Genomic DNA, 12,461 nt, shown 5'->3' on the forward strand with positions numbered 1-12,461 from the left:
CGGCCACCTGATACGCGCTTGGCGAATCGATGGAGAGGTCCGAGCATGCGCAAGCATCAGAAGCGATGGATCGCGCTGGCCGGTGCCACCACCTTGTCCGTGGCGGGCCTGGTGGCGGGCAGCGGTCCGGCGACGGCGGAGTACGGCCCCGGCGACGGCCCGATCGCCTGGCCGGTCGTTCAGCAGAGCGCGTCGACGTACACGCTCGACGGGTTCGAGATCGCCTACCTGCCGCCGGGGCTCGACAGGTACGGCATCCACGCCAACTCCACGACCGGTCGCAGCGGCGAGCGCGTCTCGGCGATCTCGTGGGTACAGGGTTTCGACTCGGTCTACGGCAAGGTCGGCGTGATCCGGTCGGAGGACATCACCGATCTGGAGGACATGCGCAAGGCCCGCTACAGCCGCCTCGACGACGATGCGCTGGAGAAGACCGAGCACCACGGTGTCCCGGCCTACCTGTCGAAGAAGTCGGGAGAGCTGTTCTGGGTCCCCGAAGGCGGCGTGGGTGTCGAGGCCTACCTGCAGCCCGACCGCTGGGAGTCCGACGAACTGGTCTCCCTCGCCGAGGGCGTTCGCGAGTCGCAGAAGGGCGCGGAGTCCGACCAGGATCCGGAGGCCGGCGAGGCCGGCGAGGCCGACCAGGCCGACCAGGGCAACCAGGGCAACCAGGGCAACCAGGGCGACCAGGCCGAGCCGGGCGAGCAGGGCGAGCAGGAGAGCGCGGCCGAGGAGGGCGGCGCCCAGGAGACCGAAGCCGAGGAGTCCCCGGGTCCGGAGTCCGAGGACGAGGAAACCGGGGAGGGCGCCGAGGGCGCCGCTGAGGAAGCCGGGGGCACCCAGGAGGGCGCCGAGGAGGCCGCCGAGGAGGAGGCTCCCGGATCCGGCGAGGGCGCTGAGGATGAGGGCCCCGCCGAGCAAGGGCCCGCCGAGGAAGGGCCGGCCGGATCGGCGGACGGCGCCGACGAGGCGAGCGGGGAGACCGGGAACGCCGGGGAGGAGGCCGCCGAGGCCGCCGGTTCGTCCGAGCCCCAGACCCACCCGGCGGGCTCGGAGGGTGAGTCGCCCGAGGGCCGACAGGAGTCCGAGGCCCCGGAGGAGGACGCGCCCCAGGAGGAATCCGGTTCCCCGCAGCAACCCGGCGACCCGGAGGGCGCGGAGCCCTCTCCGGGCGCCGGCGAGGAGGCCGCCGAGGGCACCCAGGCCGGGGAGGAGCCCGCCGAGGAGGCGGACTCCGGCACGGAAGCGGGCGAGACTCCCGAGGCCGACACGCCCGAGGCCGAGTCCCCGGACGCGCAGGAGCAGGAGGGCGCCGAGAGCGCTGACGGCAGCTTCGTCCCCGGGGTCTCGCTGATGGACGCGCGCACCTGCCTGGCCGAGGAACTGCTGCCCGAGGACGCCCAGGCCCAGCCGGCCGAGGTCGCCGGGGACGCCGCCGCACTGCTCGAACTGTGGCGCTCGGTCGACACCGAAGCCCGAGACGAGGCCGCGCAGGCCTGCGCCGAGCACTTCGATGCGGATCCGGACCTCGTCGACCAGGTGATGGCCGATCTCGCCGCGGAGGCCGAGGAAGCCGAAGGAACCGAGGGGGCCGAGGGGACCGAAGGCGCGGACGCGTCCGCAGCGCAGAGCGACGCCAAGCAGTCCGAGTCGGAAGAAACCGTCGAGGACGCGCCGGAGTCCTCGGCCTCCGAGGACGATCCGTCGGGCCTGTGGGGCGCGATCCCGCGGCTGCTGCCCGGAATATCGGTGCGACTGTAGTCGGTCGGTGGCGGCGGACTACGGCGGCGCGGCCGGCGATCGGCCGAGACCCGGCCCGCCGGACGCCGTAGGAGCGGCGGGGACTTCACGGAGTCCTCGCCGCTCGCGTTTGTACTCCAGGTCCGCGGCAGGGGCGGCGCTGCCGCCGGACGTCAGTCGCCGGCCGGCAGCAGGGACGCACTGACCTCGCCGAGCCGGATCACGCCCCCGCCCATCCCCTGCGCCCACGCGCCGACTTCGACCGTGTCGCCGTCCTGCAGGTAGGACCGCGCAGAGCCGCCGGACAGCCTCAGCGGCGCCTCGCCCGCCCCCTCCAGCTCCAGCAGGCTCCCCCGCTGCCCCGGCTCTCCGCCGGAGACGGCGCCCGAGGTGTACAGGTCGCCGGTGCGCAGTGCCGCCCCGTTGCCGGTCAGATGGGCCAGCAGCTGGTCGGGTGTCCAGTACATCGCCCCGTACGGCGGGCGGGAGACGACCTCTCCGTTGAGCGCGATCTCGAACCTGATGCGCAGCCCCCAGTCGGCGATCCGGGCCAGGTGCGGCAGGGGCGCCGGGGACTGCCGGCGGCCGCGGAACCGCGCCGCACCCAGCGCGTCGGTGGGCAGCACCCACGGCGAGACCGGCGCCGCGAACGACGCCCCTGTCAGCGGCCCCAGCGGCACCGCTTCCCACGCCTCGACGTCGCGTGCGCTGAAGTCGGCCATCAGCACGGCGCCGAAGACGTGCTCGACGAAGCCGCTGACGGGCACGCTGCGTCCCGGCGGAGTCGGCATGCCCACGACGAAGCCCAGGTGCGCCTCGGCGTCCACCCGCGTGCTCGGCCCCATGCGGGGACCGGTGCCGTCGCGGTCGGCGTACTGGCCCGCCGGGCGGCGGATTCCGCGGCCCGAGGCCGCCACAGCGCCCGCACGCCCGTGCCTGCCGACGGGCTGGGTATACCACCGCTCGGGCAGGCCGCCGGTCCCGGGACGCAGCAGGCGCTGCATGCAGGCGGCGTGCTCCGCGGAGCCGTGGAAGACGGCACGGTCTCCCACGGAGAACGGCCGCAGCAGCTCCACCTGCGACAGCGGGACCAGGTGGGGCTCGGCGGCCGCGCGCCCCTTCTCGGCGGCGAGCATCCCCGTCACCTTGGCGCGGGTCGCCCGCCACGCCGTGGAGCCGCGCGCCATGAAGCGGTTGAGAGAGGGCTCCTCGAACTCCGGGTCGCCCAGTGCGCCGGCCAGGTCGAGCACCCACTCCCCTACTCGCACGCCCACCCGCGGCGCGGCGCCGTCGTGCACGAACACTCCGTAGGGCAGGTTGTCCGCCCCGTACCCCGCCTCGTCGGCCCCCGGAACCCACGTCGTCCGCACGCTCCTCCTCGTCGCTCGCCGCCGGTGTCACACCCTCGCCGCTCGGCGGGGCGGGGCGCGAAGCGCGCTCAGACGTCCCAGGCGCCCAGGAGGCCCAGAGCGGCGGCCTCGCGCACGGGATCGCCGGTGCTGCGCGCGGCGTATCCCGTCAGCAGATCGCGGGTGCGCAGCGCGGTTGCCGGGTCCAGGGCGCGCGCCAGGCGGGCGAGCCACCGGGCGTCGGTGCCGGCCAGCAGGTCGGACACGCTGTCGTAATCGCCCTCCACGACGGCGGCGGTGGCCAGCAGCAGATTCAGGTAGCCGTACTGCGCGGCGCCGGTTCCGGGGTCGATCCGTCCTGCCGCCTGGGGCGGTCCGGCGGTCGCGGCGAAGGGCACGTCGCGCTCGACGCAGGCGGTGATGAACGCGCCGATCTCGCGCAGGCCGGGCACGAGCTCGGGCCGGGGGCCGCCGCAGCGGATCTTGGCGCCCAGCGGCCGCGCTCCGCTGAGGACGTCGACGGCGTCGAGCCAGCCGGGTTCGCGGACCGGCTCGAAGTAGACGACGCGTCCCGCCGCGCCGATGTCGCCGCTGCGGAACAGTGCGGCGACCAGGCGCAGGTCGTCGGGGCGGGCACGGGTCTCGTAGTGGCTGACACGCACGCGGGGGTCGCGCGGGGGCACGACGCCGGCTACGCCTTCGTCGGTGTCGAGGACGAGGCCCACCTCGACCGGCCCGCTGCCGTCGAGTCGGCGCAGCAGGTCGTCCCACCGGCTGGCCGGGCACAGCATGCGGTGGGAGAGCATGGGATGGCCGACGATGCTGTCCGAGCGGTGCCGCTCGACGGCCTGCACGACCCGCAAAGGCGCATACTCCGACGCTGGTCCGGCCCCCTGCGGGCGGGGGTGGGGGTCGGCGGCCGACGGGCCCGGCGGGCAGAGGCCGGCGTCGTCGATGAGACCGCGCAGCAGGATCTGCGCCGCCGTCTCCTCCTCGGCCAGCCCCAATGCTCCGTATCCCCTGTCGGTCGCGTCGTAGGCGCGGTAGCCCGCCTGCGGATCGGCCTCGCCGGGCGGGCTCTCCTGAGGGCGGAGCCGGGGACCGGGCCGGCGGCCCGGCGGTTTGGTGTGTGCGCCGGTGCGCGTCCGCCGCACCGCCGTGTCCTCGGGCCCTCCCCTGCGTCGCTTCATGGCCCCTCCTCCCGTGCTGCGGGCCGCAGGGCCCCACTCCCCCGCTGCCCGCACCGACTGCCGACTATGGGCTTCGGTCGCGCCCGCACAGTTACTTCTACCCAGCTTTGGCACCTGAGTTCCCACAGCGCGCACTAAGGGCGAAATACCCGGAAAATAGATCTTCTGCCCTGTTTACGGGCTCAGGCGGCCTGGAACCCCGCCCTTGCCAAAACGGCCAGGCACTGCTTACCTTGATCCAGAAGTCGACGGGCGCCGCCTCGACCGGGCGCCCGCGCATATCGACCACATGCAGGGCTGGTTTCGCTGGCTCCCCCTCCCTCAGTGACTTGCCCTGCTTCCTCTCCTGCGGAGTCCAGCCACCCCCTCCCGGCTGGTCTTCATCGAGCAGGAGGCAAGGGGCGGTGCCGGCGCGGCGCCGCCCCTTTGTCCGTTCGACCCTCGCTGAGCGGGCGCGGCCCTGCGGCCGCGAGCGCACACGACGCCCCGCCTGCCGCACCGGTGCGGCAGGCGGGGCGGGGGCGGGTCCGCGCGTCAGCCGTGGACGCGCACGACGCCGGCCATGTTCTGGGTGCGGACGTCGGTGACGCGCACGCTCAGCCCGGTCCGAGGCGACTCCAGCATGCGGCCCTCGCCCAGGTAGATGGCGACGTGGGAGATGTAGTCGGGCGCCGTCGGGTCGTTGCGCCAGAAGATCAGATCGCCGCGGCGGGCGTCGCCGTAGTCGAGCTGCTCGCCGGCGAACCACTGGTCGTGGGTGACGCGTGGGACCGACACACCCGCCTGATCGAACGCCCACTGCACGAGTCCCGAGCAGTCGTAGCCGCCCTCGGACATCGACTCTCCGCCCCACACGTAGGGGACGCCGATGCGGGTCTTCGCGGCCTCGATGGCGGCCTCGCGGACGTCGTCGCCCAGTGCCTCGCCGGGCCCGCCGGAGGGGCGGGGCTCGGGGTCCTCGGCGAGCAGCTGCAGCGATGCCTCGTCGCCGAGGACCTTCTTCAGCTTGTCCTCCAGTTCCCACAGGTCGGCGTCGGGCGCGGAGACGACCAGCGCGTTGCCGCGGGGAAAGCCCAGCCGCTCGGCCAGGTCCCGGGAGATCAGCGCGTCGATCCCGGCGACGCCGGAGGTCGCGTGGGTCCACACTTCGCGGGTGACCTCTCCGCGGGCGCCGGCCAGCTCGACCTCGCTGCCCACGTCCAAGCCGCGTTGCTTGCCCGCGTCGTCGGAGAGGGCGACGCGGCCCTCGGCGACGCCCTGCCAGATGTCGTCGGACTCGGCGGAGGGCTTGGGGGCGTAGTTGCGGAAGCTCGATGGGTCGACGCCGAGCACGGCGGTGCCTTCGCCGTCGACCTTCATCCGGGCGGCGTCGACGGACTCGACCGATGCGACGCCGTCGAGTTCGGCGACCTTCTCGACGCGCCGCTGGGGGATCGAGTCAGGCAGGACCGCGAAGTACTCGCGGGAACGGGCCTTCTTGAAGTCGGCGACGTCGACGTCGGCGCGCAGGTCGGCGGCGTCGGCCACGGGAGGCGACGAGGCGCCGCCGGAAGGGGTGGCGTCGCCGCCGGAGGGGCGCGGCCCGGGTGCGTGCCGCGGCGCGGCGGCGCCCGCCATCTGCTCGTCGATGGCCGGACGCTCCTGCACGTCGGGGGCGGGGGCACCCCAGGCCGGAGCGGCACCGAAGGCGGTGAACGCCACGGCGAAGGCCGCAGTCGTCCCCGCGCACGATCTCCACCGTTGACGCACGCCTACCCCGCTCTCCTGCTGTCGCCTACCGACCGTTCGGACCCTGACTTCCGCGGCCGGGTACAAGCATGATGTTCCCCACCGACCGATTTCAAGCGTCCGCGAGGTGAACGGCGCATACCCGGGCGCCTCCCCCCGAGGTCAGCGCACGGATCGACCGCACACGCGGATTTCCGCGGCGTTTCACGATACGGGCGGACCGGATTCACGCCTGCGAATAGCGCTCGACGACGGCGACGTCGAGCGGGAACCGCACCGGCGTGTCGCCGAACATCTGCGCCGCGGCCTCGTCGGCCGCGGCGCGCAGGGTCGCCGCTGCGGCCTCGGCCAGCTCGGCGGGCACGTGCAGCACCAGTTCGTCGTGCTGGAAGAACACCATCTGCGGCCGCCCGCGGGAGGCGTCGAGCCCGGCCAGGCCGCGGCGCACGGCCGCCATCAGCACCAGCGCCCATTCGGACGCTGTGGCCTGGATGACGAAGTTGCGCGTGAAGCGGCCCCGCTCGCGCGCCGCGCGCTCGCCGGGTCCGGCTTCCGGATCGTCGGCGCCGCCCCACATCGGCGGCGGGCAGGTGCGGCCCAGCCACGAACGCACCAGGTGCCCGTGTTCGCCTTCGCGCGCGGCGGCGTCGACGTGGTCGACGGCGCGCGGATAGGCCTGGCGCATCCGTGGTAGCAGGGCAGCGGCGTCACCGCCGGTCTGCCCGTACATCGCGGCCAGCAGCGCGATCTTGGCGCGCTGGCGGTCGCCGCCGAAGGAGCCGGCCAGCCGGGCGTAGAGATCGTCGCTGCCGGCGGCCGCCGCGAGCGCGGAGTCGCCGGAGACGGCGGCGAGGATGCGCGGTTCCAGCTGGCCCGCGTCGGCGCAGACGAGCCGCCAGCCCGGGTCGGCCACAACGGCGCGGCGCAGGACCTTGGGGATCTGCAGGGCGCCGCCGCCGCGGGTGGCCCAGCGGCCCGAGACGACTCCGCCGACGATGTAGTCGGCGCGGAAGCGCCCGCCCGAGACCCAGGTGTCCAGCCAGGACCAGCCGTGCGCGGAGTGCAGGCGCGCCAGTTCCTTATAGCGCAGCAGCAGCGGTACCGCGGGGTGCTCGACGCGCCGCAGGACCCAGGACCGGGTCGAGGCGACCGGGTGGCCGGCGGCCTCGAATGCGCGCATCAGCTGCGCCGGGGAGTCGGGGTTGAGGCTTCGGCCCAGCGCCTCGCCGATGCGGGCGGCGAGGTCGGCCAGCACCGGCGGACGCCGGCCTGCGGGCGGACGCGGGCCCAGCTGCTCGGTGAGCACCGCGTCGTGGACGTCGGCGCGCCAGGGGACGCCGTCGTGGGCCATCTCCGCCGCGGCCAGCGCCCCGGCGGACTCGACCGCGGCGAGCAGGGCGAAGCGCCCGGGACGCGGCAGCTCGGCGATGCGGCGCCGCTGGTCGTCGTGTACCTGGACCAGCGCGTCGAGGGGATCGACGCCGGGCGGCAGAGTGGAGCGGTCGGGTTCGAACAGTGCGGTCTGGGGCCCGGCGCCCTCGGCGCCGGAGCGAGCGGGGTCGGGCGGAACCTCGCGGCCGTGCAGGCGGGCCCAGGCGGCCCCGAGCGCGTGCGCCTCGCCGAAGCGGCCGGCGTGGCCTTGCAGCAGCGCCTCGACCAGGGCGATGTCGTGGCAGCGGGCGATGCGCACGCCCCGCTCCAGCAGGGGCGGGTAGAAGTGCGCGGTGTCGGCGACGATCCAGCGCACCGGTGTGCCGCGATCCGCGGCGCCGCGCTCGTGCTCGGCGACGGCCGCGGCGAGGTCGTCGGCCCGCCGGACGGCACCGTCAGGACCGGGCGCCTGCGCGTCGGGGCCGCGCAGGCGCCCGCCGCCTTCGGCCTCGGCCACCGCCGCGATGCGCATACGGCAAGTGTGCGCCGGGGCGGTGACGTTTCCGAGCCGGCGCGGCGGTTCAGGCGCCGGACCGGACCACGTTGGCCAGCGGCTCTCCGGCCGCCCAGCGGCGCAGCTGCTCGTCGACGAAGCGGCGGGCGCGGGGGTAGAAGGTGTCGGATCCGCCGGCGACGTGCGGGGTGATGTACGTGCCCGGCGCCTCCCACAGCGGATGGTCGGCGGGCAGCGGCTCGGGGTCGGTGACGTCCAGCGCGGCGCGGACGCGCCCCTTCTCGGCCAGCAGTGCGGAGGTGTCCAGCAGCGGGCCGCGTCCGACGTTGACCACGAGGGAGTCGTCGGGCATCAGCGCCAGCTCGTCGGCGCCGATCAGGCCCTGGGTCTCAGGGGTGTGGGGGGCGGTCAGCACCACGACGGAGGCCTGGGGCAGCAGCCGGTGCAGCGCGTCGATGCCGTGGACGCCCTGGTCGGGACGGCCGCTGCGGGCCACGGGCACGACCTCGCACTCGTTGGGCTCCAGCCGCGCCGCCAGCGCCGCACCGATGCTGCCGTAGCCCAGGATGAGCACCCGCGTACCGGCCAGTGAGCGGGTGAAGTGCGGGGCCCAGCGGTGGGCCGCCTGGTCGCCGGCCCAGCGCGGCAGGTCGCGCTGCGCGGCGAGCATCAGCGCCAGGGCGTGCTCGGCGGTGCTGGCGTCGTGCAGACCGCGCCCGTTGCACAGCTCGACGCCCTCGGGCAGGGGATCCAGCGCACGCTCGTAGCCGGCGGTGAGCAGCTGGACGACGCGCAGGCCGGGCATGCGCTCCATCAGGTCCAGGCGCTGGGTGCGGCCGTAGGGCACGACGTAGAAGGCGACCTGCGACAAATCGGCGGCGGGCTCGCCCTCGCCGTCGTAGACGTCCCCGCTCACCCCAGCCGGCGCGTTCTCCAGGTTCTGGTCCCACGGCACCAGCACGCGATCGGCCATGTCTCCCCCATTGCTCGCCTCAGCCCTGCCGGATGCGGACGGCGCCCGCACGCCTACGTGTAGCACGCCGTGCTCAACCGCTCCGCCCTGCGGGGCGCATCAGCTCGTAGCAGGCGATGGCCGCGGCGGCGGTGACGTTGAGCGAGTCCACCTCGCGCCCGGCCATGGGGATGCCCACGCCGGTGTCGGCCTGGTCGAGCCAGCGCGAGGACAGCCCGTCGCCCTCGCTGCCGAGCATGAGTGCCACGGGCGCCTCGCCCGCCTGCGCCAAGGCCTCCGGCAGGGGTCGGGCGTCGGGCGCGGGGGTGAGAGCGAGCAGGCGGAAACCGCGTCCGCGCAGTTCCTCCAGGCCGCCGTACCAGTCGCCGAGACGGCTGAAGGGCTGGCTGAACACGGCGCCCATGGAGACCTTGATGGAGCGGCGGTAGAGGGGGTCGGCGCAGCGGGGGGCGAGCAGCACCGCGTCCACGCCCAGGCCTGCGGCGCTGCGGAAGATCGCGCCGACGTTGGTGTGGTCGAGGACGTCCTCCAGCACGACGACGCGGCGCGCGCCGTGCAGAACCTCGCCGGGTTGGGGCAGCGGGCGGCGGTGGAAGGACGCGAGGGCACCCCGGTGCACGTCGAAGCCGGTAAGCCGCTCGGCGGTGGCGTCGTCGACGACGTAGACGGGAGCGTCCACCGCACCGGCCAGCTCGGACAGGGCCTGCAGGCGGCGGCGGGTCAGCAGCAGCGAGCGGGGCGTGTAGCCGGCCGTCAGCGCCCGCCTGATCACCTTCTCGCCCTCGGCCATGAACAGCCCGTGCTCGGCCTCGATGCTCTTGCGCAGGTTGACGTCGCGCAGCCGGAAATAGTCGGCCAGGCGCGGGTCGCCGGGATCGGGCACCTCGATGACGTCCATGGACACCGATTATCGGCCGTCGTGGCGAACGGTTCCGACGGGGGCCGGAACCGGGGGCGGTCCCGGATGGCGGTCGGAGATCAGTCGAGGGGCGCGGTCACGGGGCGCAGGCGCTGCCAGCGGGCCTCCTGGCAGGAGTCGGAGCGGTCGACCTCGGTCTCGATCTCCCGGCCCTGCCACGTGCCGGTGATGGCCGCCTCCTGAGGGCCGTAGGAGCGGTCGGTGCACACGGCGTCCTCGGCGACCTCGACGAAGGGGTTGTCGGCGCTGCCCTGGCTGGCGCCCTCGGCCCATTCCGCCGCCACGCGCGCCATTTCGGCGCAGGCGTCGGGGTCGGTGGCGGGATCTCCCTCGCAGGTGAGGTTCTGCACGTAGGCGCGGCCCTCGTCGACGACCTTGATGCGCAGCTCGCCCACCGGCGGCTCGGGCGGGGCGGAGCCGACGTCGCTGACCGTGTTGTTGACCGCCGACTCGGTGGCCGCCTCGGGTTCGGGCGCCATGAGGGAGCCGCCCACGGCGACGCCGTAGGCCAGAGCCCCGCCCAGGCACAGGGACCCCAGGATCGTGGTCCCGACCGAACCGAGCACCCCGCGGCGGGGGTTCAGCTTCACCATAGTCGCCACTCTAGGAAATCGACTCACTGCACAGAGCGACCACGGGGATAGATCCCACGAGGTCCCCTGTCTTTCGCGATACCCCCGAAAGCGCCGTTTGCACCGGGGGATCCGGCCTCCCGGTGGTGTCGCCGCGCGGGTTCCCCACCGCACGGACGCGCATAGCACGATACAGGCCTCTCATCCGGCCGCGCATATCCACCATGCCGGGTAAGAGGGGCCAGACTGGGCTTTCGGTTCGATCCCGCGGTAGGACTATGGCACTTCTCTCCCGCGTTACCAACCAGTAAGGTCACGGCCAAGCACCCCCTGCCCCCCGGAGACCACGTGCCCAACGGCCGACACCGCATGCCCTCGCGCACCCGCATCGCGCTGGGTTCCCCTTTGGGGATCGCCGCCGCGGTGCTGGTGCTCATCGCCGTGCTCAGTGTCGCGGTCCCCGCCGCTCTGCGCTACGCCGGCTGCGGGGAGACCCGCTACCTGCGCATCGCCGCCGCGCTGAGGATCGCACCGCTGCTGCAGGAGGCCGCCGACGAGTTCAACGCCTCCGGCGGCGAGTACGGCGGTGTGTGCGTGTTCGCCCAAGCGGCCGAGGCCCCGCCGCACCGGGTGATGACCGAACTCTCCGGCGGGCGCGTGGGCGGTTCCACCATCGCGCCGGACGTGTGGGTGCCCGAATCCTCGGCCTGGATCGAGCTCGCCCGGATCTCGGAGGCGGGAGCACGCACCATCGACACCGATCCGCGTTCGCTGGCCGCCACCCCTGTCGTCATCGCCGCGCCCGAGGACACCGAGGAACTGCCCGAGCCGGACTCCGCCTCCTGGGAGTCGCTGCTTCCCGGTGAGCGCCCCGGCGGCGAGCGCCCGCTGGTGATGACCGATCCCAACCGCGGTGCGCCCGGAATGACCGCGATGCACGCCGTGCGCCGGCACCTGGGCGGCGGCGACGACGCCGACACCGCCATGACCGACTTCGTGCGCGACGCCCAGCCCGACACCGCGTTCGGCGAGATCGACCCGGCCGCGATATACCCGGTCCCCGCAGGACCGTCCCCGCTGTCGGTGCTGCCTGAGCAGGCCGTCGTGGAGTACAACTCCTCCGATCCCGCGACACCGCTGCAAGCGCTGTATCCCGAAGAGGGAACGGTGAACCTGGATTACCCCTTCGTGGCCACCAGCGACGAACCGGCCATGCGCGACGCGGCCGAGGACGTCTGGAAGATCCTGCGCACCGACCCCTACCGCGAGCGGCTGCGGGAGATGGGGTTCCGCGAGCCCGACGGCACGGCCTCGGCTGCGCTGCAGGACCACCCGGGCATCCGCACCCAGCGGCCCGAGACGCACGGCGAGCTGACCGGCGACGCCCTGCTGTCGTCGGTCGAGGACTGGAACCGGCTGTCGATGCCCACGCGCTCGCTGGTTTTGGCCGACGTCTCGCGGTTCATGCGCGCCGACCTCGACGGCGGCGACACGACGCGGCTGGAGGTCACCCGGGAGGCCGCGCAACTGGGTCTGTCGCTGTTCCCCGACGAAACCGAGCTGGGGCTGTGGCTGCTGTCCAGCACCTACGGCGACTCCGGGCGCGAGGAGGTCGAAGGGCTGGCCCGACTCGGCGCCGCCGACCGCGGCGAGGGGACCACCCGCCGCCAAGAGCTGAAGGACATCGCCGAGGGCATCGAGGCGCGGGGCGGCGGACCGCAGCTGTACGACAACATCCTCTCCGCCTACGAAACCGTCTCCTCCTCCTACCGCGAGGACCGCATCAACAGCGTCATCGTGCTCACCGCCGGGCGCGACGGCGGCTCCAGCGAGATCTCCCGGGAGGAGCTCGTCGCGGAGCTGCAGGACAGCTTCGATCCCGAGCGCCCCGTGACCCTGTTCGTCATCGCCTTCGGCGACCAGCCCGACCGCGAAGCGCTGTCCGACATCGCCGATGCCACCAGCGGAACCCTGTCCGTCGCCGACGACCCCGACGAGATCGGCGACATCTTCCTCAGCTTGATCTCCCGCCGGCTGTGCGTACCGGACTGCGGCAGTTGAGGCGCTGGTGAACAGCTGAGGGCTGGCGAGTAACCTGTTATCCG

9 protein-coding genes are annotated in these 12,461 nt (G+C 73.9%); 2 read left to right on the forward strand and 7 right to left on the reverse strand.

What is annotated here, in order from left to right:
• The first annotated feature begins 45 nt into the window (after window positions 1-45).
• Entirely contained in the window at window positions 46-1,761 is a 1,716-nt protein-coding gene (locus LP52_RS25565) for a hypothetical protein (RefSeq protein WP_052809374.1), read from the forward strand.
• 152 nt (window positions 1,762-1,913) lie between these two features.
• Here the strand turns inward: LP52_RS25565 and LP52_RS03265 are convergent, their stop codons facing one another.
• The 7 genes from LP52_RS03265 to LP52_RS03295 form a co-directional block, all read right to left on the reverse strand.
• Window positions 1,914-3,110 (reverse strand): fumarylacetoacetate hydrolase family protein, encoded by a 1,197-nt coding sequence (locus LP52_RS03265; protein WP_040270639.1) that lies wholly within the window; start codon window positions 3,108-3,110, stop codon window positions 1,914-1,916.
• Between the two features lie 68 nt (window positions 3,111-3,178).
• Window positions 3,179-4,279, reverse strand: a complete 1,101-nt coding sequence (locus tag LP52_RS03270) for a hypothetical protein (protein ID WP_052809375.1) — start codon at window positions 4,277-4,279, stop codon at window positions 3,179-3,181.
• A 534-nt stretch (window positions 4,280-4,813) separates the two neighbouring features.
• Complete coding sequence (locus tag LP52_RS03275; RefSeq protein WP_040270640.1) at window positions 4,814-6,028, reverse strand: C40 family peptidase; 1,215 nt, start codon at window positions 6,026-6,028, stop codon at window positions 4,814-4,816.
• Between the two features lie 205 nt (window positions 6,029-6,233).
• On the reverse strand, window positions 6,234-7,910 hold the full coding sequence (locus LP52_RS03280) for a bifunctional 3'-5' exonuclease/DNA polymerase (protein ID WP_040270641.1): 1,677 nt from the start codon (window positions 7,908-7,910) through the stop codon (window positions 6,234-6,236).
• 49 nt (window positions 7,911-7,959) lie between these two features.
• Complete coding sequence (locus LP52_RS03285) at window positions 7,960-8,865, reverse strand: 2-hydroxyacid dehydrogenase (protein WP_040270642.1); 906 nt, start codon at window positions 8,863-8,865, stop codon at window positions 7,960-7,962.
• Between the two features lie 73 nt (window positions 8,866-8,938).
• Window positions 8,939-9,763, reverse strand: a complete 825-nt coding sequence (locus tag LP52_RS03290; protein WP_040270644.1) for a TrmH family RNA methyltransferase — start codon at window positions 9,761-9,763, stop codon at window positions 8,939-8,941.
• 80 nt (window positions 9,764-9,843) lie between these two features.
• Window positions 9,844-10,377: a subtilase-type protease inhibitor gene (locus tag LP52_RS03295; protein ID WP_040270645.1), complete on the reverse strand. Its 534-nt coding sequence runs from the start codon at window positions 10,375-10,377 to the stop codon at window positions 9,844-9,846.
• A 327-nt stretch (window positions 10,378-10,704) separates the two neighbouring features.
• On the opposite strand from LP52_RS03295, the gene LP52_RS03300 reads away from it, so the two are divergent.
• On the forward strand, window positions 10,705-12,417 hold the full coding sequence (locus tag LP52_RS03300) for a substrate-binding domain-containing protein (protein ID WP_040270647.1): 1,713 nt from the start codon (window positions 10,705-10,707) through the stop codon (window positions 12,415-12,417).
• The last annotated feature ends 44 nt before the right edge of the window (window positions 12,418-12,461 follow it).

The sequence above is a fragment of the Streptomonospora alba genome (genome assembly GCF_000826685.1).
In the GTDB taxonomy this organism is placed as follows: domain Bacteria; phylum Actinomycetota; class Actinomycetes; order Streptosporangiales; family Streptosporangiaceae; genus Streptomonospora; species Streptomonospora alba.

Coding starts and splice junctions, on each gene's coding strand:
- LP52_RS03270 (WP_052809375.1), bottom strand. CDS start 4,279: ATGAAGCGACGCAGGGGAGGGCCCGAGGACACGGCGGTGCGGCGGACG.
- LP52_RS25565 (WP_052809374.1), top strand. CDS start 46: ATGCGCAAGCATCAGAAGCGATGGATCGCGCTGGCCGGTGCCACCACC.
- LP52_RS03285 (WP_040270642.1), bottom strand. CDS start 8,865: ATGGCCGATCGCGTGCTGGTGCCGTGGGACCAGAACCTGGAGAACGCG.
- LP52_RS03295 (WP_040270645.1), bottom strand. CDS start 10,377: ATGGTGAAGCTGAACCCCCGCCGCGGGGTGCTCGGTTCGGTCGGGACC.
- LP52_RS03290 (WP_040270644.1), bottom strand. CDS start 9,763: ATGGACGTCATCGAGGTGCCCGATCCCGGCGACCCGCGCCTGGCCGAC.
- LP52_RS03280 (WP_040270641.1), bottom strand. CDS start 7,910: ATGCGCATCGCGGCGGTGGCCGAGGCCGAAGGCGGCGGGCGCCTGCGC.